General features: G+C 71.2%; 18 protein-coding genes. 6 read left to right on the forward strand and 12 right to left on the reverse strand.

The window, feature by feature from the left end:
- Positions 1-99: 99 nt before the first annotated feature.
- Complete coding sequence (locus ACFWN2_RS01890; protein ID WP_382424211.1) at positions 100-654, forward strand: sigma-70 family RNA polymerase sigma factor; 555 nt, start codon at positions 100-102, stop codon at positions 652-654.
- Here ACFWN2_RS01890 and ACFWN2_RS01895 read toward each other — a convergent pair.
- From ACFWN2_RS01895 to ACFWN2_RS01930, 8 genes are read right to left on the reverse strand one after another with little or no spacing between them, the layout of a single operon-like run.
- A complete protein-coding gene (locus tag ACFWN2_RS01895) occupies positions 651-2,066 on the reverse strand; it encodes an MFS transporter (RefSeq protein ID WP_382424212.1) in 1,416 nt (471 codons plus the stop codon). The genes ACFWN2_RS01890 and ACFWN2_RS01895 overlap by 4 nt on opposite strands.
- Positions 2,063-6,274 carry an amino acid adenylation domain-containing protein gene (locus ACFWN2_RS01900; RefSeq protein ID WP_382424213.1) on the reverse strand — a complete coding sequence of 1,404 codons (4,212 nt, stop codon included), beginning with the start codon at positions 6,272-6,274 and terminating at the stop codon, positions 2,063-2,065. Before ACFWN2_RS01900 ends, ACFWN2_RS01895 begins: the two co-directional genes overlap by 4 nt.
- Positions 6,267-6,500: a phosphopantetheine-binding protein gene (locus ACFWN2_RS01905; RefSeq protein WP_382424214.1), complete on the reverse strand. Its 234-nt coding sequence runs from the start codon at positions 6,498-6,500 to the stop codon at positions 6,267-6,269. Before ACFWN2_RS01905 ends, ACFWN2_RS01900 begins: the two co-directional genes overlap by 8 nt.
- Before the next feature lie 12 nt (positions 6,501-6,512).
- Positions 6,513-8,060 (reverse strand): long-chain-fatty-acid--CoA ligase, encoded by a 1,548-nt coding sequence (locus ACFWN2_RS01910; RefSeq protein ID WP_382424215.1) that lies wholly within the window; start codon positions 8,058-8,060, stop codon positions 6,513-6,515.
- Between the two features lie 3 nt (positions 8,061-8,063).
- The gene (locus tag ACFWN2_RS01915; protein ID WP_382424216.1) at positions 8,064-8,579 is read right to left on the reverse strand and encodes an FcoT family thioesterase; all 516 of its coding nucleotides are present in this window, start codon (positions 8,577-8,579) and stop codon (positions 8,064-8,066) included.
- Positions 8,580-9,434 carry a TauD/TfdA dioxygenase family protein gene (locus ACFWN2_RS01920; protein WP_382424217.1) on the reverse strand — a complete coding sequence of 285 codons (855 nt, stop codon included), beginning with the start codon at positions 9,432-9,434 and terminating at the stop codon, positions 8,580-8,582.
- Positions 9,434-9,679, reverse strand: a complete 246-nt coding sequence (locus ACFWN2_RS01925; RefSeq protein WP_382424218.1) for an acyl carrier protein — start codon at positions 9,677-9,679, stop codon at positions 9,434-9,436. The genes ACFWN2_RS01920 and ACFWN2_RS01925 overlap by 1 nt, the downstream gene beginning before the upstream one ends.
- Positions 9,680-9,693: 14 nt before the next feature.
- The gene (locus ACFWN2_RS01930) at positions 9,694-10,668 is read right to left on the reverse strand and encodes a beta-ketoacyl-ACP synthase III (protein ID WP_382424219.1); all 975 of its coding nucleotides are present in this window, start codon (positions 10,666-10,668) and stop codon (positions 9,694-9,696) included.
- Positions 10,669-10,770: 102 nt separating this feature from the next.
- Between ACFWN2_RS01930 and ACFWN2_RS01935 the strand changes: the two genes are divergently transcribed.
- The 3 genes from ACFWN2_RS01935 to ACFWN2_RS01945 are packed head-to-tail and all read left to right on the forward strand — an operon-like array spanning position 10,771 to position 13,770.
- Positions 10,771-11,907, forward strand: a complete 1,137-nt coding sequence (locus ACFWN2_RS01935; RefSeq protein ID WP_382424220.1) for an ABC transporter substrate-binding protein — start codon at positions 10,771-10,773, stop codon at positions 11,905-11,907.
- Positions 11,885-12,940, forward strand: a complete 1,056-nt coding sequence (locus ACFWN2_RS01940) for a FecCD family ABC transporter permease (protein ID WP_382424221.1) — start codon at positions 11,885-11,887, stop codon at positions 12,938-12,940. The genes ACFWN2_RS01935 and ACFWN2_RS01940 overlap by 23 nt, the downstream gene beginning before the upstream one ends.
- Positions 12,937-13,770, forward strand: a complete 834-nt coding sequence (locus ACFWN2_RS01945) for an ABC transporter ATP-binding protein (RefSeq protein WP_382424222.1) — start codon at positions 12,937-12,939, stop codon at positions 13,768-13,770. The genes ACFWN2_RS01940 and ACFWN2_RS01945 overlap by 4 nt, the downstream gene beginning before the upstream one ends.
- Here ACFWN2_RS01945 and ACFWN2_RS01950 read toward each other — a convergent pair.
- From ACFWN2_RS01950 to ACFWN2_RS01965, 4 genes are all read right to left on the reverse strand, one after another.
- On the reverse strand, positions 13,712-15,139 hold the full coding sequence (locus ACFWN2_RS01950; protein WP_382424223.1) for a PepSY-associated TM helix domain-containing protein: 1,428 nt from the start codon (positions 15,137-15,139) through the stop codon (positions 13,712-13,714). The two genes, ACFWN2_RS01945 and ACFWN2_RS01950, sit on opposite strands and share 59 nt — an antisense overlap.
- 182 nt (positions 15,140-15,321) lie before the next feature.
- Positions 15,322-16,065: an ATP-binding protein gene (locus ACFWN2_RS01955; RefSeq protein ID WP_382424224.1), complete on the reverse strand. Its 744-nt coding sequence runs from the start codon at positions 16,063-16,065 to the stop codon at positions 15,322-15,324.
- The gene (locus ACFWN2_RS01960; protein ID WP_382424225.1) at positions 16,062-17,063 is read right to left on the reverse strand and encodes a chemotaxis protein CheB; all 1,002 of its coding nucleotides are present in this window, start codon (positions 17,061-17,063) and stop codon (positions 16,062-16,064) included. The genes ACFWN2_RS01955 and ACFWN2_RS01960 overlap by 4 nt, the downstream gene beginning before the upstream one ends.
- A 75-nt stretch (positions 17,064-17,138) precedes the next feature.
- A complete protein-coding gene (locus ACFWN2_RS01965; protein ID WP_382424226.1) occupies positions 17,139-19,964 on the reverse strand; it encodes a chemotaxis protein CheB in 2,826 nt (941 codons plus the stop codon).
- Positions 19,965-20,186: 222 nt separating this feature from the next.
- Between ACFWN2_RS01965 and ACFWN2_RS01970 the strand changes: the two genes are divergently transcribed.
- Complete coding sequence (locus ACFWN2_RS01970) at positions 20,187-20,585, forward strand: STAS domain-containing protein (RefSeq protein WP_382424227.1); 399 nt, start codon at positions 20,187-20,189, stop codon at positions 20,583-20,585.
- 2 nt (positions 20,586-20,587) lie between these two features.
- Positions 20,588-21,328: an STAS domain-containing protein gene (locus ACFWN2_RS01975; protein WP_382424228.1), complete on the forward strand. Its 741-nt coding sequence runs from the start codon at positions 20,588-20,590 to the stop codon at positions 21,326-21,328.
- The last annotated feature ends 4 nt before the right edge of the window (positions 21,329-21,332 follow it).

The following is a 21,332-nucleotide window of genomic DNA, read 5'->3' on the forward strand; positions in this document are numbered from 1 at the left end:
GCGGCACGCCAGGTGCGTCGCACTCACCCCGTTCGCCCACGCCCCGGGCAATCCCGCACCCGGCTGAACCCCGCCGCCCCCACGTCCGTACTCCCCGGCGTGAGGACGCAGCGCACCGACGACGCCGACATCACCAGCCTCGCGCTGCGAGCCGGGGCGGGCGATCGTGCGGCCCTGGCCGACTTCGTGCGCGCCACCCAGGCCGACGTGTGGCGGTTCGTCGCGCACCTGGCCGCCGACGTGGGGCTGGCGGACGACCTCACCCAGGAGACGTACCTGCGGGCGTTGCCGTCGTTGCCCGGCTTCGAGGGGCGCTCGGCCGGTCGCACCTGGCTGCTCGCCATCGCCAGGCGGGTGGTCGCCGACCACATCCGGGCGGCGCAGGTGCGGCCGCGGCTGCACCACAGCGCGGAGGTGCCCGAGCCCGCGGTGCCGGGGTTCGCGGACCGGGTGGTGCTCGACGAGGTGATCGAGTCGCTGGACCCGGAGCGGCGGACGGCGTTCGTGCTCACTCAGGTGCTCGGGCTCTCCTACGCCGACGCCGCTGTGGTGTGCGGGTGTCCGGTCGGCACGATCCGGTCGCGGGTGGCCAGGGCTCGTGAGGACCTGGTGGACATGCTGGGCGACGACCGCGCGGGCCGGCGGATCTCCTAACGTCCGGAACGGGCGCACAACGCGCTCGTCGCCAGTGCGAGTGCGGCCAGCACGACGATCGCCAGCGAGTACGCGTGCACGTGCGAGTCGAGCGGAACCTGTTGTGCGCCAGGCACATCGCCCAACGCCAGCCGGTAGCACACGCCGATGGCGGCGTAGCCGGAGGCCAGCGCCACCTGGACGACGGTCGACGCGATCCCGGACGCCGCGCCGGCGTCGTCCTCGCTGACGCGCGCGAAGATGCCGGAGATGACCGGCGCCACCACCACGCCCTCGGCCAGGCCGACCAGTCCGATGGCGATCGCGAGCAACACGTCCTGGTTCTCGGGCGGTGTCCGCACGACGACGAGGTGCGCCAGCAGCGCCACGGCCAGCAGGAGGCAGCCGGCCACCGGCAGCCGAGTGCCGAACCTGGCCACCAGACGCGGCGTGCACGCCGAGCCGAGCGCGAACGCCACCCCCAGCGGGACGAACATCAGGCTCGCGGTCAGGGGCGAGCGGCCGAGTCCTGTCTGCACGTAGTAGGTGAAGACCAGGAACAGTCCGGAGTTCCCGGCGAAGAACGCCGTGATCGCGGCCAGCCGCAGCCGCACACCCGGCGCGGCGAGCACCCTGCCGGGGAACAGCGGTTCACCGCCACCGGCCGAGAGCTTCCGTTGCTGGCGCAACAAGAGCAGGCCTGCAGCCACTGCGATCAGCGGCATCGCCCACAGCCACGAAGGCGAGCCGGGTTCCGAGCCGAGGACGAGAGGCACGAGCAGCGAAGGCAACGCCACGGCCGTCAACGCGGCGCCCGCGAGGTCGAGTCCCGGCCGCAGGCTCGACCGGCTCTCGGTGATCGTGGCGCGGCCGAGCAGCAGGATCATCAGGCCGATCGGGACGTTGACCAGGAACACCGCCCGCCAGCCGAGCCCGGCGGGGTTCCAGTGCACCAGAAGGCCACCGCCACCGAGTCCGGCGATCACCCCGAGCCCGACCACGACGCTGTACCAACCGATGGCGCGCGTCCGCTGGGACTCCTCGCGGAACAGGGTCTGGATGAGCGCGAGCTCCTGCGGCACCAGCACCGCGGCGGCGAGGCCCTGGACGCACCGCATCGCGATGAGCACCTCGGCGTTCGGCGCCAGCCCGCACAGCAGGGAGGCGAGCGTGAACACCGCCACGCCCGCGAGGAACGTCCTGCGGCGGCCCCAGCGGTCGCCGATCCGCCCTCCCATCACCAGGCCCGACGCGCACGCCAGCACGTAGCCGGCGCCGACGAGCTGGATCTGCCCGAACGTGGCCGGGAGGTCGTGCTGCACCGACGGGGCGGCGACGGTCACGATGAACCCGTCCACCTGCCCCATGAACGTCGCCGCGAGCACGACCGCCAGGCCGAGCCATCTCCGGACGGCGGTGTCCTGGATCGTCATCCTGACTTCCTGTTGTGCGCTGGGAAGAAACCGGTTTCGGTGAAGTGGTCGAGGTAGACGTCGAGCACCGCGTCCGTGACGCCGAGATCCCCGACGGCCTCGTCCCGCCCGAACACGACAGCTGCGGAGCCGCCCAGCGCGGGGGCGTGGGTCGCCGCGATCGACAACCGGTAGTCGCCGTCGTCCGCCGACTTCTCGGCGGCCTCGGTGAGCCGCGCGAGCCAGTCCGTCCGGCTGAGCGTGTCGAGGTGGTGGCCGCGGTGCCGCAGCCGGTCGATCACGTGTGCCACGTCGAGCGGCGTGGTGCTGGTCAGGTGGTAGGTGCCGGTCCTGCCGGCGACGAGCAGGCGCACGACGGACGCCGCGACCTGGTCTGCGGGCACGACGTCGGCGAACCCCACGACCTCGGGGGCGGCGTTGATGACGACCATGCCGCGCGCGAGGTTCCACAACGCGTCGTCGGTGCTGACCGCGCCGGTCCGCGAGTGCCCGCCGACGCGGCTCGGCCGGTGCACCGCGACGGGCACTCCGCGTTCGCCCGCCAGCAGCACCAGACCCTCGGCCACCCACTTGCTCGCCACGTACCCGTTGGGCAGCAACGACTCCGGCGTGACCCGACGCGACTCGCGGACGACAGCAGGATTGCCGTCCGTCGCGACCGCCGTGTCGACGGTGGAGACGAAGTGCACCGGTTTCAGGCGCCCGGTGGTCGTGAACCGCAGCACTTCGGCGGTGCCCTGGACGTTGGCCGCGCGCAACCGCGGATAGGAGTCGAGGTGGTTGACCCTGGCGCCGTTGTGCAGCACCACGTCCACGTCGTTCGCGAGCCGTTCGAACTCCACAGAGGACAGTCCGAACGCGGGCAGTTCGAGATCGCCGCTCAACGGAACCACGCGGTCGAGGCCGTGCTCACCCAGCCCGTACCGGCGCAACGAGGTTCGGACGCGGTCGAGCGGATTCTCCCCGCGCACCAGGCAATGCACCCGCGCGGACGTGCTGTCGAGGAGTTCGCGCAGCAGGAACGAGCCGAGGAACCCGGTGGCCCCGGTGAGCAGCACGGAGTCGACCTGCTCGGCACGGGGCAGGTCCGCCACACCGATCGCGGGGTCCAGGTCGACCTCGGCGGCCAGATCGATGTCCGCCCACGGATGTGTTGTCAGCGGTGCCACGGCGTCAAGACGGACAGCCAGCGCCGCGACGGTGGGGGAGTCGAAGACGTCACGCAGGCCCAGCCGCACACCGAACTCCGCGCGCACCCGGCTGAGCAGCTTCGCGACGAGGAGCGAGTGCCCGCCCAGCGCGAAGAAGTCGTCGTCGGCGCCGATCTCGTCGACGCCGAGGGTGTCGGCGAACAGAGCGGCGAGCGCCCGTTCCCTTTCGGTGTCCGGTTTTCGGCCTGCACTGAGGGACGGTTCCGGAAGTGCCCCGCGATCCAGCTTCCCGTTGACCGTGAGCGGAAGCCTCTCCAGCACCACGTACACCGGCGGCACGAGGTGGTCCGGCAGGTGTGCGGCCGCGTGGGAGCGCAGTTCAGCGGCGCCCGGAGTTCCCGCGCCCGGAACGACGTAGGCCACCAGCCGGGCACCGCCGGGCCCGTCGCGCGGCACCACGGCCACCTGGGCGACGGACGGGTGGGCGGACAGGACGGCCTCGACCTCGCCGGGCTCGATCCGGAAGCCGCGGATCTTGACCTGGTCGTCGGCCCTGCCGTGGTACTCCAGCAGACCGTCCCGCCAGCGCACCAGGTCGCCGGTGCGGTACAGGCGGTCTCCCGGTCCGCCGAACGGATCCGGTACGAACCGCCCGGCGGTGAGGTCGGCTCGGTCGTAGTAGCCCAGGGCCAAGGGGACGCCACCGACGCACAGTTCCCCGATCACGCCGGGAGGGACGAGCCGCAGCGCGCGATCGACCACGTGGCAACGGGTGTTGGCGATCGGCCTGCCGATCACCGGCGTCGGGCTGTCGGAGAGGCGGGACCACACCGTGTCGACCGTGCACTCGGTGGGGCCGTAGAGGTTGTACGTCGTGATGCCGGTGGCCTCGCGCATCGTCGTCCAGAGCGCCGGGCCCGTCGCCTCGCCGCCGAGCGCGATCACCGGCGGCCGGTGCCGGCCCTCGTCGAGCAGTCCGGCGTTCAGCAACTCCTCGGCGTAGGTCGGGGTGATGTCGAGGAAGCCGATCCGGTGGGTGTCGACGTACCGCAGCAGCGCCTCCGGATCCCGGCGGACGTCGTCGGAGACGAAGTGCAGTTCGTGGCCCGCGAGCAGCCACAGCAGGCCCTCCCACGACGTGTCGAACGACAGCGACGCGGTCAGGGCGGCCCGCACCACGCCGTGCTCGGCGGCGGGTTCGATGATGGTCGTGCGGTGCTGGTGGAACAGGTTCACCATGCCGCGGTGCGTGATGACGGCGCCCTTGGGCCGGCCGGTCGATCCCGAGGTGTAGATGAGGCACAACGGATCGTCCGGCGTGACAGCGGGGAGGAGTTCGGTGGGTGGCGCGGTGTCGTCGAGGGTGACCACCGCGCCGGGAAGTCCGGTGGCGAGGTCGGGCGTGGTGACGACGACCTGCGGCCGCGAGTCCTCGACCAGGAACGCCAGTCGTGCGGCGGGGTATTCGGTGTCGGCGGGCACGTAAGCCGCGCCCGCCCGGAGCGTGGCGAACAGCGCGATCACCGCGTCCGCCGTGCGGGGTAAGAGGTGCAACACCCGTGTGCCGGGCCCGGCTCCCCGCGCGGCGAGGACCTGGGCCAGCCGGTGCACGCGCTGGTCGAGCTGCGCGAACGTCAGCGTGCCGGAGTCCGTGACGAGGGCGGTGCGGTCCGGCGTCCTGGCGACCGCGGCCGCGAACAGGTCGTTGATCGTGCCTTCTGGCCAGTCGCGGGCGGTGGCGTTCCACGACCTCAGCGCCTCGCGTTCGCGGTCCAGCAGCAGCTCGGCGGCACCGACCGGGGCGTCGGGCCGGTCCAGCAGCCGGCCGAGGAAGGTGCCGATCCGTTCGGCGTGCGCGGTCAGTTCCTCGACGTCGTACAGGGACGGGTTGCCGTCGAGGGCGATGGTCAGACCGGTGCCGTCGGCGCGGTGGTAGACGTTGAACGCCAGGTCCTCGACCAGCCCGGCCGACACGTTGCGCACGGAGGCCGGTGTGCCGTCGAACCGGAGGCCGTAGTCGAACGGCATGATGTTGGCGGACGGCCCGAAGAGCTTGCGTTCGTTGTTGAGCAGACCGAGGTCGCGGCGGAGTTGTTCGTAGCGGTAGCGGTGGTGCCGGCGGCTGCTCCTGAGGTGCTTCGAGACCTGCCGGGTGACGTCGACCAACGACGGGTCGTCGGCGAAGCCGGTGTAGAGCTGGACGACGTTGAGCACCATGCACGGCACCCGCAGGGCGACCGAACCGGTGCGCAGCATCACCGGAACGGCGAGTGACACGTCGTCGGCGCCGGTCATCCTGTGTACGTAGGCCGACAGGGCCGCGATCAGCGCGTCGGTCCAGTTGCCTCCCGCGGACCTCGCGACCGCCCGCAGACCCTCCACAGTGGACCTGTCGAGGTTCGTCCAGGCGCGCTGGACGTGGTGGGGGAGCGGACCGGTGCTCCCGGCGAGCGTCACCGGTGCCGGACGGTCCGCCTGGTACTCCGCCCAGAACTCCTTGTCCCGCGGGTGTTGCGGTGAGGCGAGGTACGCGGCCTCCTCGTCCAGCACCGACCGCAGGGAGCCGAACTCGTGCGGTGGAGGCGTTTGGCCGCGCTGCCCAGCGGTGTAGACGTCGGCCACGCGGCGCGCGACGAGGGACAGGCCGTACCCGTCGAGCAGGACGTGGTGAACCCGGTGGTACCAGAGGTGGCGCGACGCGGAGAGCCGGAAGATCACGTGCGCGAACAACACGTCCGCGGCCAGGTCGACCGGCCGCGCGACGTCCTCGGCCATCCACGCTTCCGCCGCGGCCAGCGGATCGGCGGCGTCGGAGACGTCGACCACCTGGACCTCCCAGGAGGGCGGGTCCACCACCTGCCGGCCGTCGACGAACCGCACCGACAACGCCTCGACCTCGCCGACGGTGTGCCGGATGGCCCTTGCGAGCACGCCGACGTCGAGAGGGCCGTTGATGTCGGCGTACTCGGCGGTGTTGTAGGCGGGGGAGGCCGGGTCGAGCTGCTGCCCGGCCCAGATCCCGTACTGCGCCGACGTGAGCGGCCAGGACTCAGCCACCGGCCGGCCTCAGCACGTCCCACCACGCGCGCAACGTGGGCTTCTCGGCCAGCTCCGCGAAGCTGATCGAGGCTCCGTGCTCGCGCCACTGCTCGATGAGGTCGACCAGGGTCACGGAGTCCATGCCCTCGTCGAACAGGTCGGCGGTGTCGGACAGCTCGTCCGGCTCCAGGTAGAGCTTCTCGGCGATGTCGGCGCGGACCGCGTCGAACGTCAGCTGAGCCATTCGTCCCCCTCGTCAGTTGACCTGGCGGTCACGGCCGGACCAGAACCGCTCGCGCAGTTCGCGGCGCAGGATCTTCCCGCTCGGGTTGCGCGGGACCCGTTCGACGAAGTGGAACTTCGACGGGATCTTGAAGCTCGCGATCTGGTCGCGGCAGAACACGAAGAGATCGCGCGGCCGGACCTCCACGCCGGGCCGGGGCGAGACGAACGCGTGCACCGCCTCGCCGAACTTCTCGTCCGGCACGCCGATCACGGCGACGTCCGCGACACCGGGGTGCTTCGCCAGGACGTTCTCGACCTCGGCGGGGTAGATGTTCTCCCCGCCGACGATGATCAGGTCCTTGAGCCGGTCGCTGACGTAGACGTACCCGTCGTCGTCCAGCCGGCCGGCGTCCCCGGTGTGGATCCAGCCGTCCACCAACGTCTTCGCGGTCGCCTCGGCCAGACCCCAGTACTCCAGCATGTGCGCGGGAGTGCGCAGGCAGATCTCCCCGACCTCGCCGACCGGCACCGGTTCGCCCGCGTCGTCTACCACCTTCACCTCGACCGCCGGGTACGGCCTGCCCGCCGCCCTGAGCCGGTGGCTGCCGGCGACGTGGTCGGCCGGTGGCAGGCAGACCGCGGTGTTCCCGGTCTCGGTGAGGCCGTAGATCTGCGCGAAGTCGCAGTCGAACACCGGCAGCGACTCCCGCAGCAACGCCTCGGAGATCGGCGACCCGCCGTAGACGATCTTGCGGACCGACGCGAACGCCTCCTTGCTCGCACCCGGTTCGGCCAGCAGCATCCGCAGCATCGCCGGAACCACGCACGCCGTGGTGACCTCCAGGCCCTTGATCAGCTCCACCGCGCCGGTCGCGTCGAACCGGGGCATCGCGACGTTGGTGATGCCCGCCGAGAAGCCCTGGGTCGCCCACCAGACGCCGCCGACGTGGAAGCCGGGGATGCCGATCAGGCTGCGATCGCCCTCGTGCCAGTCGATCCAGTCCAGGCCCGCCTCGGCGAGGGAGTCCCGGATGGCGAAGAAGCTGCGCTGCGCCAGCACGACGCCCTTCGGCAGGCCGGTGGTGCCGCTGGTGTACAGCTGCACGACGGCGTCGTCCGGGCCCGTGACCGGCGGCAGGTCGGTGTCGGGATGCCCGCTCGTCCACGCCGCGAAGTGGTTCGCGGACGACCCGAGCACGGTGATCCCGGTCGTGTCGTCGACAGCGCCCCGCAGATCGTCGTCGACGAAGACCAGCGTGCTGCCCGAGTCGCGCAGAACGTGCTCGACCTCGGGCCTGGTCAGGCGGAAGTTCACCGGCACCAGCACGGCGCCGACCTTCGCGGCGGCGAAGTAGGTGGCGTAGTAGTGGACGGACTCCACGCCGAGATAGGAGATCCGGTCGCCGCGGCCAACACCGGCGGCGAGCAACGCGTGCCCGATCCGGTTGCTCTCGGCGTGCAGTTCCGCGTACGTGAACGAGAGCCCGGCGCAGGTGATCGCGGTGACGCCGGGCCGCCGGGCGGCGTGGTGGCCGGGGATCCGCGCGACCGTTCGCAGCTCCGGGTGGTGGACGGACATCGGTCAGCTCCCCACGATCGCAACGCGCACGGCACCCGAGCAGGCGCCGCCGCGGTCGTCCCAGCAGCGGAAGGTCGTGTCGAGCGACACCAGTGGATCGGCGTCGGGACGGAGCCTGCGGCGCTGGACCTGCCCGACGGTGAGCTCGAAGTGGAACTCGCGCGCGTCGATCGGCCGGCGGAACTCGCACGCGAACCGGGCGATCAGCACGTCCGGCAGTTGCCGGCGCCAGAAGTCCTCCATCGTCCAGTCCGAGAACTCCGGCGCCAGGCCGTCCCGCACGATCGTCGCGATCACCTGGTACAGCAGCTGGTTGAAGCAGATGCCCACCTCGACGGAGTTCAGGTGCCCGGTGTCGTCGATGTAGCACGACTCCGGGATCCGCATGATCCCCTTGCCCCGCACCACATCGCCGTCCCGCTCCACCGCGGCGGAGGTCAGGTAGCGGCAGTGGGGCTTGTAGCAGCGCAGCACCTCGTCGAGCAGGTCCGCGTCGCTGATCGTGGCCGGCGCGGTCATCTAGGCCTCCTGGCCGTCGTAGACCGTGACGCGGTAGGAGACCGCGGGCTCGTTCGTCGCGGTGTGCAGGGCGCGGTGGACGAGGCTGCGGTTGTCCCAGACGAGCAGGTCGCCCTTCTCGTAGGTCTGCAGGTGGATCGCCGGGTGCTCGAACTCGCGGTCCAGCTGGCCGGTCGACGCCAGCAGCTCGCGCAGCAGTTCCGGCTGCTCCCGGCCGTCGGCGTCGGTGATGGAGAGCGTGAAGCCCTCGCTGACGTAGAGGATCGTCTCGTCCGTCCGCCGGTGCGCGTGCGCCGTCGGCAGTCCGACCGGGGGAGTCTTGGCGTCGACCTCGTCGATGATCTCCGACAGCGGCCGGTAGACGTCGCTGGGCCGGATCTTGAAGTAGCGGCGCACGCTGTGCCAGGCGGTGGTCTCCTTGGCCGCGAGCTTGAGCTCCTCCGGCAGGTTCTCGTAGGCCCTGGTGAGGTCGATGAAGAACGTGCCGCGGTTGCGCGTCGGCAGGACCTGCGGGTAGATCAGCGTGATGTCGAACGGCCTGGGCATGAACTGGTAGTCGGAGTGCCAGAACTTGCCGGTCTTCGGCACGCCCACCTGCTTCTCCCCGTCGCTGACGTTGGAGGAGACGAAGACCTCCTTCACGTCCGGGTGGTGGTAGATCGGCTCGTAGTAGGTCTGCGGTGTGCCCAATCTCGTGCCGAGGGCGAGAAACCCGTGCGGGTCGAGCTCCTGTCCTTTGAGGACGACGATCTTGTCGCGGTAGACGGCGTCCTTGAGGGCTTGGACGTCGTTGTCGGAGGTGGAGTCGAAGTTCTCGACGACGACGCCGATGCCGTCCTGGTTCGAGATGCGCATCAGAGGCTCCCCGCCTTCTCGGAGGTGACGTACTCGACGAGGGCGCCGACCGTGGTCAGGGTCGGCAGTGCCTCGTCGGGGATGGACACGTCGAACGTGCGCTCCAGCTTGAACAGCAGGTCGACGATGCTGAGCGAGTCGAGGCCGATGTCGTCGAGCCGCGCCGCGGAGGCCACCTCGACGGTCTCGGAGCTGATGTCCCTGACGAAGCTCTCGACGACGGTGAGGACTTCCCGTTGTGGCACTTGTGCTCTCCTTGTCAGTTCGTGAGATCCGGCCAGGTGAGGGCGGCGGCGCCCCAGGTCACGCCACCACCGAACGCGGACAGCAGCACTCGGTCCCCGGCGCGCAGCTCGCCCGCTTCGTGCGCGTGGGCGAGCGCGAGGGGAATGGAGGCCGCGACCGTGTTGCCGACCGACGAGACGTTGGCGTAGACGCGGCCGGGATCGATGCCGAGCTCGGTGCCCACCGCGCGCAGGATGCGGAGGTTGGCCTGGTGGGCCACGAACCGGTCGACGTCATCGATGCTCCAGGCCGCCTTCTTCAGCGCGGTGCGCGCGGCGTCGCTCATGCGCGTCACGGCGTGGCGGTAGACGGCTTGGCCCTGCAGGGAGAGGTACTCGCCCGCGCGGACGGTGATCAGGTCGGCGAGAGCGCCGTCGCTGCCCAGTTCGACGGCGTGCAGCGCGCCCGGTTCGGCCGGATCGCCCGCCCTGAGCACGACCGCGCCGGCGCCGTCACCGAACAGGGGAGCCGTCGCCCGGTCGGTGGGGTCGACGACGGTGGAGAAGGTGTCGGCGCCGATCAGCAGCACGGACCGGGCGGCACCGCTCGCGATGAGACCCTCCGACACGGCGAGGCCGTAGACGAACCCCGAGCACACCGCGTCGATGTCGAACGCGGGCACGCCACCGAGGCCGAGCGCGCTCGCGACCACCGGAGCCGTTGCGGGACAACGACGATCCGGCGTCGAGGTGGCGACGACGACGGCATCGATGTCGTGGTTGCGGCCTGCGGACGTGAGCGCGGCGGCACCCGCTCGCACGGCGAGGTCGGAGGTGGCGGTGCCGGGATCGGCGGTGTGGCGGGTCGAGATGCCGGTGCGACTGGTGATCCAGTCGTCCGACGTGTCCAGTGTGGACGAAAGGTCCTCGTTGGTGACGACATTCGGCGGTAGGTGGGCACCGACTCCGGCGAGTACGGCGGTAGCGGCAAGCGGCGTTCTTGCGTGCATGGACAAAGGGTCGTGCGGAGAGTGTTCGCGGTTCCCGCGGATTTCACCCGGAGGTGGGTGACCGCGATCACCGGCAGAACTCCCGCGTCACGGAAAGAAAAAATGCCCGGGAACTTCCGCGCACCTCCGCTCGACCACTTCGTCGTGACCACCAACTCGCCAACCCGCCGTGGCGCTGTGCTGACACTGGCCGGAGCCCTGCTCTCGTTGAGTGCGTGCGGCACCGCCGGTTCGACCGCGAACGCGCCGAAGGAGACCAGCGCGCCCGCACCCGCGACCGCCGCGCCGACGGCGTACCCGCTGACGATCGAGAACTGCGGCCGCAAGCTGACCTTCGACAAGGCGCCCAGCCGCGTGCTGCTGCTCAACGGCACCTCCGTGGCCGAGGTGGAAAGCTTTGTCGCACTCGGCATCCAGGACCGCATCACGGCGAACAGCCAGTCGTACGGCGTGTCCGACGACCCGTCGCTGGTGGCGAAGGTCAAGGCCGTCCCGACCGGTGGGCTCACCCTGAACGACAACTTCGAGGTGCCGCGCGAACAGGTCCTCGCGCTCAAGCCCGACCTCGTGATCTCCACCTGGGCCGGGGGGTTCGACGACAAGATCGGCTCGATCACCCGCGACCAGCTCACGCAGGCGGGCATCGCGAGCTACGTCACGCCGGTCAACTGCGGCAACGGCGACCCCACCGCGAGCCCCGCGGACCAGCAGAAGTTCAAGGAGCAGTCCGTCGAGTCGTCGAACGAGCTCCTCCTGCAACTGGGCCAGATCTTCGACGTCCAGCAACGCGCCGCGGACCTCGTGAACGGCACCCGCGCCGAGATCGACCGGATCGGGCAGCGCGTCGCGGACCAGCCGAAGAAGAACGTGCTCGTCGTCTACCCCGGCATGGCGATGATGAACAGCAACGGACTCCCGGCGGTGTTCGCCGGCGGCATGTACGACGACATCGTCGCGCGCGCCGGCGGCGTGAACTCGTTCGCGGGCAGGACGACCGCCGAACTCGCGGAGATCAACGCGGAGGCGCTGGCCTCGGCGAAGGTCGACCTGCTGGTCGTGGGCCTGTTCCAGGAGTCGGAGAAGGCCGACGCGCTCGCGCAGGAACTCTTCGCGAAGTTCCCGCAGTGGGAGGCCTCGAAGAACAAGAAGTACACCTCCGTCTCGGACAGCTTCTACCTCGGGCCGCTGAACGCACTGGCAGTGAAGAAGATCGCGGATGCCGCGCACGGCAACCCGTAGCCCGCACGCGGTCTCCGGCTCCGGCTACGCCGTCCTGCTCGCCGGCCTCGTCGTCGGCCTGGTCGTGTCGGTCGCGTTCGCGATCGGCACGGGCACGGTCGACGTGCCGGTCGGACGGGTGGCCGGTGTCCTCTGGGGACACACGGGCGGCGACACGGCGGGCCTCGACCCGTTGACGAACCAGATCGTGTGGGACTTCCGCACGCCCAGGGTCCTGCTCGCGGCACTGGCCGGAGCCGGGCTCAGTCTCGCGGGCGTGTGCCTGCAAGCGTTGGTGCGCAACCCGTTGGCCGACCCGTACCTGTTCGGCGTCTCGGCGGGCGCGTCGCTCGGAGCCGTGATCGCACTCACCACCGGAGGCGTGCTCGTCGAGGGTCTCGGTGTCGCCGGAGCGGCGTTCGCCGGGTCGCTGCTCAGCCTCGTCGTCGTCTTCGTCATGGCGCAGCGCGGCGGGCGGCTGCTCGGCAGCAGCCTGGTGCTGGCAGGAGTCGCGGTCGCCGCACTGGGCAACGCGGCCACCAGCTACGTCCAGCTGCAGGCCAACCCGACCGAGCTGCGCCGCGTGATGTTCTGGCTCCTGGGTTCGGTCTCCGGGGCCTCCTGGGACGACCTCGGCGTCCCGGCCGTCGCCATCGCGCTCACTGCGGCGTGGCTGCTCACCCAGGGCCGTTCGATGAACGCGCTGTCCGTCGGCGACGACACCGCGGCCGGGCTCGGGGTGAACGTCCACCAGCTGCGGATCCTGTTGCTGGTGGCGGCTTCCCTGCTCACCGCCACCGTCGTCAGCGTCGCGGGCGGCATCGGTTTCGTCGGCCTGATCGTGCCGCACGCCGTCCGTCTCGTGGTCGGCCCGGACCAGCGCAAGGTGCTTCCGGTCTCGTTGCTCACGGGTGCCGTCTTCCTGGTGCTCGTCGACCTCGTCACCCGGACCGTCGACAAACCCAACGAGATGCCCATCGGCATCTTCACCGCCGCCCTGGGCGCACCGTTCTTCCTGGTGCTGCTGCGCAACCGGAAGAAGGTGTGGCGATGAAGGTCGTGGCCGACGGCGTGCACGTGCGCATCGGTGACGCCGTGATCCTCGACCGCGCCGGCTTCGAGGCGGAGTCCGGGCGCATCACGGGGATCATCGGCCCGAACGGTTCCGGCAAGAGCACGCTCCTGCGCTGCCTCTACCGCGCGCTCAGACCGACCTCGGGAAGCGTCCACATCGGACAGGACGACGTGTGGCGCTCCAGCGCGCGCCAGGCGGGACTGCGCACCGCCGTCGTCGCCCAGGACCACGACCTCGACAACGACTACTCGGTGCTGGAAGTCGTCTCGATGGGCCGCAACCCGCACAAACGCCTGCTGGACCGCGAAACCACGGCGGACGGCGAGATCGTCGGGAACGCCCTCGCCCGCGTGCGGATGGACTGGGCCGCGCACCGGATCTTCACGACCCTGTCCGGCGGTGAACGCCAGCGCGTCCTCGTCGCCCGCGCCCTCACCCAGCAGGCGCCCGTGCTGCTGCTCGACGAACCGACCAACCACCTCGACGTCGGCGCGCAGCTCGAACTCCTCGACCTCGTCAGGGAACTGGAGCTCACGACGATCGCCGCACTGCACGACCTCGACCACGCGACGACCTACTGCGACCGGCTGATCCTGGTGCACGACGGGGAAGTCGTCACCGCGGGACCGCCGGACGAGGTGCTGACGCCGGAGCGCGTGGCCGAGGTCTTCGGGGTGGAGAGCGCGATCGTGCCGCACCCGCTGACGGGCAGGCCGCACTTCGTGACCGCGTCGCGCTCTCACCCGGAGGTCAGGCCTGCTGCTCCACCCGCCGGCGCGAACGGACGAAGCCGACCACACCGTCGATGACGAGGAACGCGAGCAGACTGATGCCGAGCAGCGGAATCGCCCAGCCGATCGCGATCAGCACCAGCGGCGCCGGGATGACGAACCACAGCGGGAGCTGGGTCCACGCTCCGCGCTTCGGTGCCGCACCGAGAGGAGCCCGGCGGTCGGCACGGGTGGGCCTGCGCTGCCACCACATCCGGTAGCCGAACACGATGAGCGTCAGGATCGCACCGGCCAGCAGGAACAGCACGAGCTGGTTCACGAGTCCGAAGAGGACACCCATGTGGGCCTGGATGCCCCACGACGACAGCTTCGCGAGGAACGGCCGGTCGGCGAAGTCCGCGCGGGCGGTGACCTGGGCGGTGGCGGGGTCGACCGCGACCTTGTCCTGGCGCATCGGCCACACGGCGTCCGTCTGCGCCACGGACCACGCCGTCCCGGTCGCGCCCGGCGTCAGGTCCACCGGTCCGTCAAGACCGGCGGCGCGGGCGGAGCCGAGGACGCGGTCGAACGTCGCGGGGTCGACGGGCTCCGCGGGAGGTTCGCCGGCGCCGTGCCCTGAGTGCTCACCCGAGGGCGCGCTGCCCGTGGAACCGGGGAGCTTGGTGTCGAGGACGGGAGCCTTGGCGTTGAGCGCGGTCAGGGCGGCGCTGAAGTTCTCACCGGCGTACGTCGACCAGGTCAGGCCGGTGGCCGAGAGGAACAGCGTGCCGACCAGGGCCCACATGCCGAGGCTGGCGTGCCAGGAACGGCTCCTGCGCACGCCCTTGGCGCCCTTCTCCGGCAGGAGCAGCGCACGGGCCTTGCGCTTCGCGGTCCGGCGGCGCTGGATCCACAGCACGAGCCCGACCAGTGCGAGCACCCACAACCAGCTCGCCGCCAGCTCCGAGTACAGCGTGCCGGGAACACCGAGGTTGAGGTTGCTGTGCAGGTTGTCCAGCCAGGTCGTCGCGGGCGTCGCGCCGAACCACGTGGTCAGCTGGCCCTGCACCTCGGCGGTGTAGGGGTTCACGTACACGGTCTTGCTGTGCTCCTCGGGGAGCCCGTCGAGCGCGAACACGACCCGCGTCGTGGCCTCGGGGTCCTCGAAGAGCTGCACGCCGGTGACGACGCCGTCAGGTAGGGCCGCCTGGGCCGCCGCCACCTGGTCCGCGACCGGACGGGCGGCGCCTCCCACCGAGCTCACCCGCAGCTGGTCGCCGTACAGCACGCCGTCGATCTGCGGGGCGAACGCGTACAGCATGCCCGTCATGGCCGCTACGACCAGGAAGGGGCCGACGAGGATGCCGGCGTAGAAGTGCAACCGGCGCAACAGCGGCACGACGGAGATCGTGCCGCTGTCGCGGCGTGTCTCCTCTGTTCGTTCGACCTCGACTGCCGGAGCGGACATGTGGCACCTCTGCAGGGGTGGGAGCGCGGGTTTGGAGCGGTAGTCGTTCGCGCACGCCGTTTAGTTCCCGCGACTTCGCCGCGGTGATCCTGCTCATGGCCGCACCACGTGGGTCGTCGCCTTGCCGAGAGGGATCCGCCCGTCGCTGGAACCGTTCTGCCGCAACGCTCACACGGCGGTGGCTAGCGGTTCGGGCGCAGCGCCAGGACCGCCCACACGACCTTGCCTCCGCCGAACGACGGCATGACGCCCCACGCGCGGCTGAGCTCGTCGACGACCTCCAGGCCCCGGCGGCCGGGAACGTCCGTGCGCGAGGCGGTCAGCACCGGCGGCTCCGCGCTGCCGTCGGTGACCGCGAGGGTCAGCCGGCTCTGGCGCAGTTCGACGCGCAACACGCACTCGGTGCGCGCGTGCCGGATCGCGTTGTCGACCAGTTCGGTCACCACGAGCAGCGCGTCCCGCACCAGGTGGGGCAGCTCCCACTCCTCGCACACGTCGCGCACGGCGTTCCGCGCGATCAACGCGGCGACGAGCGTGTCCGGCAGCGCGAGCTTGCGGAACCGGCGCAGCGGTCGCTCCTGGGCGAGCTCGACCGCCGAGATCAGGTCGGGCGCGGTGGCGACGCTCCGCGTGACCGCGCTGAGGTGCAGGTCGCGCCGGTGCCGTTCGGTCTCCGCGATGAGCACGACCGGGACGTCCGGCCAGTCGGAGACCTTCAGGCAGACCGTGGTGAAGACGGACAGCATCGCCGCGGAGGCCGTCTCGAAGTCCGGGCCCAGCCGCACCAGCAGGGCGGCCGGTGCGTCCGCGGCCTGTTTGAGCAGTGCGTCGCGCAGCGCCGGGTAGGACGACAGGTCGAGGCGTCCGACCGGCGTCGCGACCACCATGCCCGCGAGGTCCGCCGTCTGGACGCTGATGTCCGTCAAGAGCCGGTTCCCTCCCTCAGATCGGACCGCAGCAGGTGCTTGCGCAGCACGTCCGCGGCGGCCATGGCCTCTTCCTCCTGCTCGGCGTACCGGTCCGCGATGCGGCCGCGACCGGACTCCCGCGCCTGACCGGCCATCCGCCGGGCGAGCGCGATCTTCTCCTCCAGTGTGCGCACAGCGGTCCACATCGCGCGCTCCAGCCCTCCGCTGTAGGCGTCGAGCAGGGCGTCCGGGGTCCACGCGTGGCCCACCAGGCAGCGGTGGTGGCCGCTCCCGGCGGGGATCTCCAGCAGCGATCCCGCGCAGTCCGGGCAGGTCAGCGTCGTGGTCCTGCCGAGCTCGGGGATGTCGCCGAACGCGGCCCCCGCGTCGTCTCCTGACACCTCGACCTCCATCCGCAGGGTCTCGGACACCGAAGGCGCCACGACGGCGGCGTCCTGCGCGACGTGACCGGCGATCACCGCGCCCATCTCGGCGACGGCCGCGACCTGGTCGACGGTGACCTGCTCCAGCACGCTCTCCGGCATTCCCGGGTAGAGGGCGTCGCCGGGGGACTGCACCAGCCCGAGACCGCCCTGGTTCTTGATCGCGGCCATGCCCGCCACACCGTCGTCGAGCGTGCCGGACAGGACCACGCCGATCGCGGCGGGACCGGCCGAGAGCGCGGCGGAGCGGAACAGCACGTCGACCGCCGGCCGGTGGCCGTTCTCGGTGGGACCGCGCGACAGGCGGAGCACGCCGTTCCGCACCAGCGTGTGGTGGTCGGGTGGGGCGACGTGGATCCTGCCGTGGCGCAACGGCATGCCGTCCCGCACCGCGACCGCCGGGAGCGCTCCGCCGCGGCTGAGGATCGCGGGCAACGCGGACGAGCCGCCGGCCGGCATGTGCAGCACGACCACCACGGCCGCGGGCAGGCCGGCGGGGAGCCCGGCGACCAGGGACCGCAGGGCCTCGACGCCACCGGCGGACGCTCCGACGACGACCAGGTCCCTGCGCACGGAGCCTCCTCACCCACGCGACCTCGCGCGGGGTACCCCGGCCCGGCACCTCCCTCACACGCCGCGATGCCCAGGTCACGTCCCCGGACGTTCGGCCGTGGCACTGCGAACGCGCCTGAGCGCCAACTGGGCCTCGATGCGCGCGATGAGCTCGCGTGCGGTGAACGGTTTGACCACGTAGTCGTGCGCGCCCGTGGCGAGGCCCTGCGTCGCCTGCGACGTGGCGCCCAGCGCGGTCAGCAGGATGATCGGCGTGGCGCGCAACGCGGGATCGGCGCGCACCCGTTCGATCAGCCGCACGCCGTCGAGGTGCGGCAGGACCACGTCGCTGATGATCAGGTCGGCCGGATGCCCCGCGAGGCGGTCGAGCGCCTGCTCGCCGTCCGCGGCCGTGATGACGTCGTACTGGTCGCGCAGCAGGCGCCCCAGGTAGTTGCGCATGTCCGCGTTGTCGTCCACGACGAGCACGGTGGCGCGTTCTCCCGACAGCACCGGCGGTTCGTCGCCGACGAGCCAGGACTCGGCCTCCTCGGCGAACGCCTGCCGCATGCGTGCTGTTTCCTCCCCGGACCTGCCGGCCTGAGGCCGGGAGGCGCGATGTGGCTGCACATAAGGGATCCACACGGTGAACGTGCTGCCGTGGCCGGGTTCGCTGCGCACGCGGATGCTCCCGTGGTGCAGGCCGACGAGCTGCCGCACCAGGGCGAGTCCGATACCGGATCCCTCGCGGCTGCGCGCCTTGGCGCCCTCGATCCGGTGGAAGCGGGTGAACAGGTGCGGGATCTCGGCGGGGTCGATGCCGGTCCCGGTGTCGGTCACGGTCAGCTCGACGTGGTTCTGCCTGGGGGTCAGCGCGACGGTGATCGAGCCGGTGAAGGTGTGCTTGAGCGCGTTGGACAGGAGGCTGAGCACGACCGTCTCCCACATGGCCGGATCGAGCCGCACCGGCCGGCCCAGCGGCGGGCATTCGACCACCAGGCCGAGGTCCGCGCGCTGGATCGCGGAGCGCAGCACTCCGGCCAGTTCCGCGGTGAGCCCCGCGAGGTCCTCGACGTCCTCCAGCACCCGCGGGTTGCGCCCCTGTTCCAGCTCCGCGAACGCCAGCAGCGTGTTGACCAGGCGGAGCAGGCGCAGTGCGTTGCGGTGGGCGATCCGTGCCGTGTCCCGGTGTTCGGGCGGCAGGGTGGTGAGTTGTTCCTCCAGCGGCAGCAGCAAGAGGGAGAGCGGCGTGCGGAACTCGTGGCTGATGTTCGCGAAGAAGGCGTTCTTCGCGCGGTTCAGCTCGGCGAGAGCCGCGACCTGGCGCTTCTGCTCGCGGTCGACGCGCGCCGCGGTGAGGGTGGCGGCGACGCGTTCGGCGATGAGGTCGAAGAACTGCCGGTGGGCGACGTCGAACGGGGCGTGGGAGCTGACACCGAGCACGAGCAGGGCGGCGGGCACGCCGTCCCTGACCGGGCTGACCGGCAGGATCATCGCGGTGCGCGGGGGCTGCGGCCACGTGCCGGACACCAGACCGGGGAAGCGCGTGAGCAGGTCGTCCACGACCTGCGGTTCGCCCGTGCGCATGCTGTTGTGCAGCGGCCACGCCGACGGCCGGTCACTGGTGACGAGCTGGTCGAGTGCGGGGCTGTCGTCGGTGAGACCCGTGGACGCGGCCAGGTGCGCGCGGACCCCGCGTTCCTCGACCAGGTAGACCAGAGCGAACGGGACGTCCTGCGGGTTGGCCGTCAGCGCGCGCATCAACCACTGGCAGACCTCCTGGTCGGTCGTGCTGTCGCCGGCCTCCCGCGAGGTGGCGGCGAGCCCGTGCAGCGTGGTGAGGCGGCGGGCGTTGCGGACCTGGTCCGTGGTGTCGACGAGGGTGGCCAGCACTCCGGCGACGCGGCCGCCGTCGCGGACCGGGGAGTAGGCGATGGTCGCGAAGAGCTCCTCCGGCGTCCCGTCGCGGCTCACGACGAACGACTGGTCGGCCAGGCGCCTCGCGGTTCCGGTGTCGACGACCTGCCGCACCACCGGGCCGATCGTCGCCTCCGCGTCCGGCCAGACCCGCAACACCGAGCGGCCCAGGGCCTCGGGATGGCGTTCGCCGATGACGTCGCGGTAGGCGTCGTTGTACAGCTGCAGCAGGTCCTCGCCCCACATCAGGCTCATGGGCACCGGGGTGGCCAGGATCGTCGCCACGGTGTCGCGCAGCACGGCGGGCCAGCCGTCGACCGGGCCGAACGCGGTGGCACCCCAGTCGGTCGTGCTCATCAGGCGGCCGAGGTCGCCACCACCGGCGAACATCGCCTCGGTGGCGCGGACCGCGGGGGTGGGCACCGGCCTGCCCGCGCCGACCACCCGGTCGAGCAGGTCGGGCAGTTCTCCCAGTGGCAGCACCAGGTCGGCGGCACCGGCCTTGATCACCGCCGAGGGCATGCCGAACGCGGTGGAGGTGAACTCGTCCTGCACGATCACGGTGCCACCGGCCTGCCGCACCGCGCGGGCACCGGCCGTGCCGTCGTTGCCGAGACCCGTCAGCACCAGTGCGAGCACGTGGGCGCCCATCGACTGCGACGCCGAGGTGAACAGCTCGTCCACCTGCCCGTACGACGAACGGCCCGCCACCGGCTGCACGGTCAGCGTGCCGTCCGGCTCCAGGGACACCCTGGTCCGGCCGGGGCACAGGTGGACGGTTCCCGGTTCGAGCAGTTGCCCGTCGTGCGCCCAGACGACCGGGTGCCGGGACACCCGTTGCAGCACCACGTCCAGAGCGCTCGCGCCGGGGCCGAGGTGCTGCACGACCACGACGGGTGCGGGCAGATCCGTGCGCAGACCGCCCAGCAGCACCTGCAGGGCCTCGGCGCCGCCGAGCGAGGCACCGACCAGCACCACCTGGTAGCGGGCGGACTTGGGATCCACGGTGACAAGCGTATTGGGATCCGCTCGTCCGGACGACCCCGTCCTTGCGGCCGTTTCGCTCGCCGCGTACGTGGGCCGCGGCGGTTGTCGCACGTGTCGAATGGGAATAGCGTGGAAAGAGCTCCCCCGAACATCGATCACCAGACGAGTCATCCACAGGTTCTCCGGGTTGGGCAGCGGCTCACGTCGGCGCTTCGCGCGGTTTGCCGATGGGAGGTGGCCATGAGCTACCGGTTCGACGGACCGTCCGACGTCCTGACCGCGCACACGACCGACCACGACGGGGTCGCCGTCGTCGCCCTGACCGGCGAAGTCGACATGCTGACCGAGGGGATCGGCCTCGACGAGGTCCTGGCCGCGGTCGAGAAGTCCCCGGCCGCGCTGGTCGTCGACCTCCAGGCGGTCGGGTTCTTCGGTTCGTCCGGCATCAACCTGCTGCTGGTCGCGCGACGCGAGGCCGAGGCGAGGAAGATCCCGCTCGCCGTGGTCGCCGAACATCACGTCGTGCTGTCTCCGTTGGCCGCGACGGGCGTCGACCTGCGGCTGCGGCTGTTCCCGGACCTCGCGGCGGCGCTGCGAGACGTGGAGTTCCCCCTGCGTGCCGAGTCACCGACGAGCTGACCGTGGCCGGCCGCGCGGAGGAGAAGCTGCGGATCCGTGCTGAAGAGCGCGAACACTGCACGGTGGTCCTGCTGGACGGAGTGCTCGGGCACACGACCTACGCCCAGCTGCGCGACTTCATGCTCAAGTGCGCCGTGGAGGCGCCGCGGGCGTTGATCGTGGACCTGAGCGACGTCACGATCGCGGTGACGAGCGCGCTGAGCGCCTTCACCACCGTGTGGCTGCGCATCAGCGACTGGCCGGCGACCCCGATACTGGTCGCGACCGGACCCCGGCACGTCGAACTGCTCCGGCACACGGCGATCCGCCGGTACGTCGGGGTCTACGACGACGTCGACCAGGCGTTGCTCAACGTCGAACGGCCCGCACCGCGCAAGCGCGCGGCCCGCGAGCTCCCGCACGATCCGAGCAGCCCGCGTGCGGCCCGAGTGTTCGTGCGCGAGACGTGCGCGGTCTGGGAGCTGGCCGACCTGCTGACCAACGACGCCGTGCAGGTGGCGTCGGAACTCGTGCAGAACACCGTGCAGCACACGTTCTCCGAGGCCCGGCTGCGGCTCGAACTGCGGCGCGGCCGGCTCACCGTGGCGGTCGGCGACGACAGTGCGGTCACCGTGGTGCTCGGCGACCCCGGCTGTCCGGACAACTTCGGGCGCGGGCTGCACGTGGTCGCGCAACTCGCCAGGACGTGGGGCTGCGTGATCGACAGCGCCGCCGGCAGCAAGACCGTGTGGGCGGTGCTCTGAACCG

The organism is Lentzea sp. NPDC058436 (assembly GCF_042721515.1).
In the GTDB taxonomy this organism is placed as follows: Bacteria; Actinomycetota; Actinomycetes; order Mycobacteriales; family Pseudonocardiaceae; genus Lentzea.

Excerpts from the sequence above, each read along its gene's own strand:
- ACFWN2_RS01920 (WP_382424217.1), bottom strand. The coding sequence starts at position 9,434 with ATGCGCATCTCGAACCAGGACGGCATCGGCGTCGTCGTCGAGAACTTC.
- ACFWN2_RS01940 (WP_382424221.1), top strand. The coding sequence starts at position 11,885 with ATGCCGCGCACGGCAACCCGTAGCCCGCACGCGGTCTCCGGCTCCGGC.
- ACFWN2_RS01950 (WP_382424223.1), bottom strand. The coding sequence starts at position 15,139 with ATGTCCGCTCCGGCAGTCGAGGTCGAACGAACAGAGGAGACACGCCGC.
- ACFWN2_RS01915 (WP_382424216.1), bottom strand. The coding sequence starts at position 8,579 with ATGACCGCGCCGGCCACGATCAGCGACGCGGACCTGCTCGACGAGGTG.
- ACFWN2_RS01905 (WP_382424214.1), bottom strand. The coding sequence starts at position 6,500 with ATGGCTCAGCTGACGTTCGACGCGGTCCGCGCCGACATCGCCGAGAAG.
- ACFWN2_RS01910 (WP_382424215.1), bottom strand. The coding sequence starts at position 8,060 with ATGTCCGTCCACCACCCGGAGCTGCGAACGGTCGCGCGGATCCCCGGC.
- ACFWN2_RS01945 (WP_382424222.1), top strand. The coding sequence starts at position 12,937 with ATGAAGGTCGTGGCCGACGGCGTGCACGTGCGCATCGGTGACGCCGTG.
- ACFWN2_RS01935 (WP_382424220.1), top strand. The coding sequence starts at position 10,771 with ATGCCCGGGAACTTCCGCGCACCTCCGCTCGACCACTTCGTCGTGACC.
- ACFWN2_RS01970 (WP_382424227.1), top strand. The coding sequence starts at position 20,187 with ATGAGCTACCGGTTCGACGGACCGTCCGACGTCCTGACCGCGCACACG.
- ACFWN2_RS01895 (WP_382424212.1), bottom strand. The coding sequence starts at position 2,066 with ATGACGATCCAGGACACCGCCGTCCGGAGATGGCTCGGCCTGGCGGTC.
- ACFWN2_RS01930 (WP_382424219.1), bottom strand. The coding sequence starts at position 10,668 with ATGCACGCAAGAACGCCGCTTGCCGCTACCGCCGTACTCGCCGGAGTC.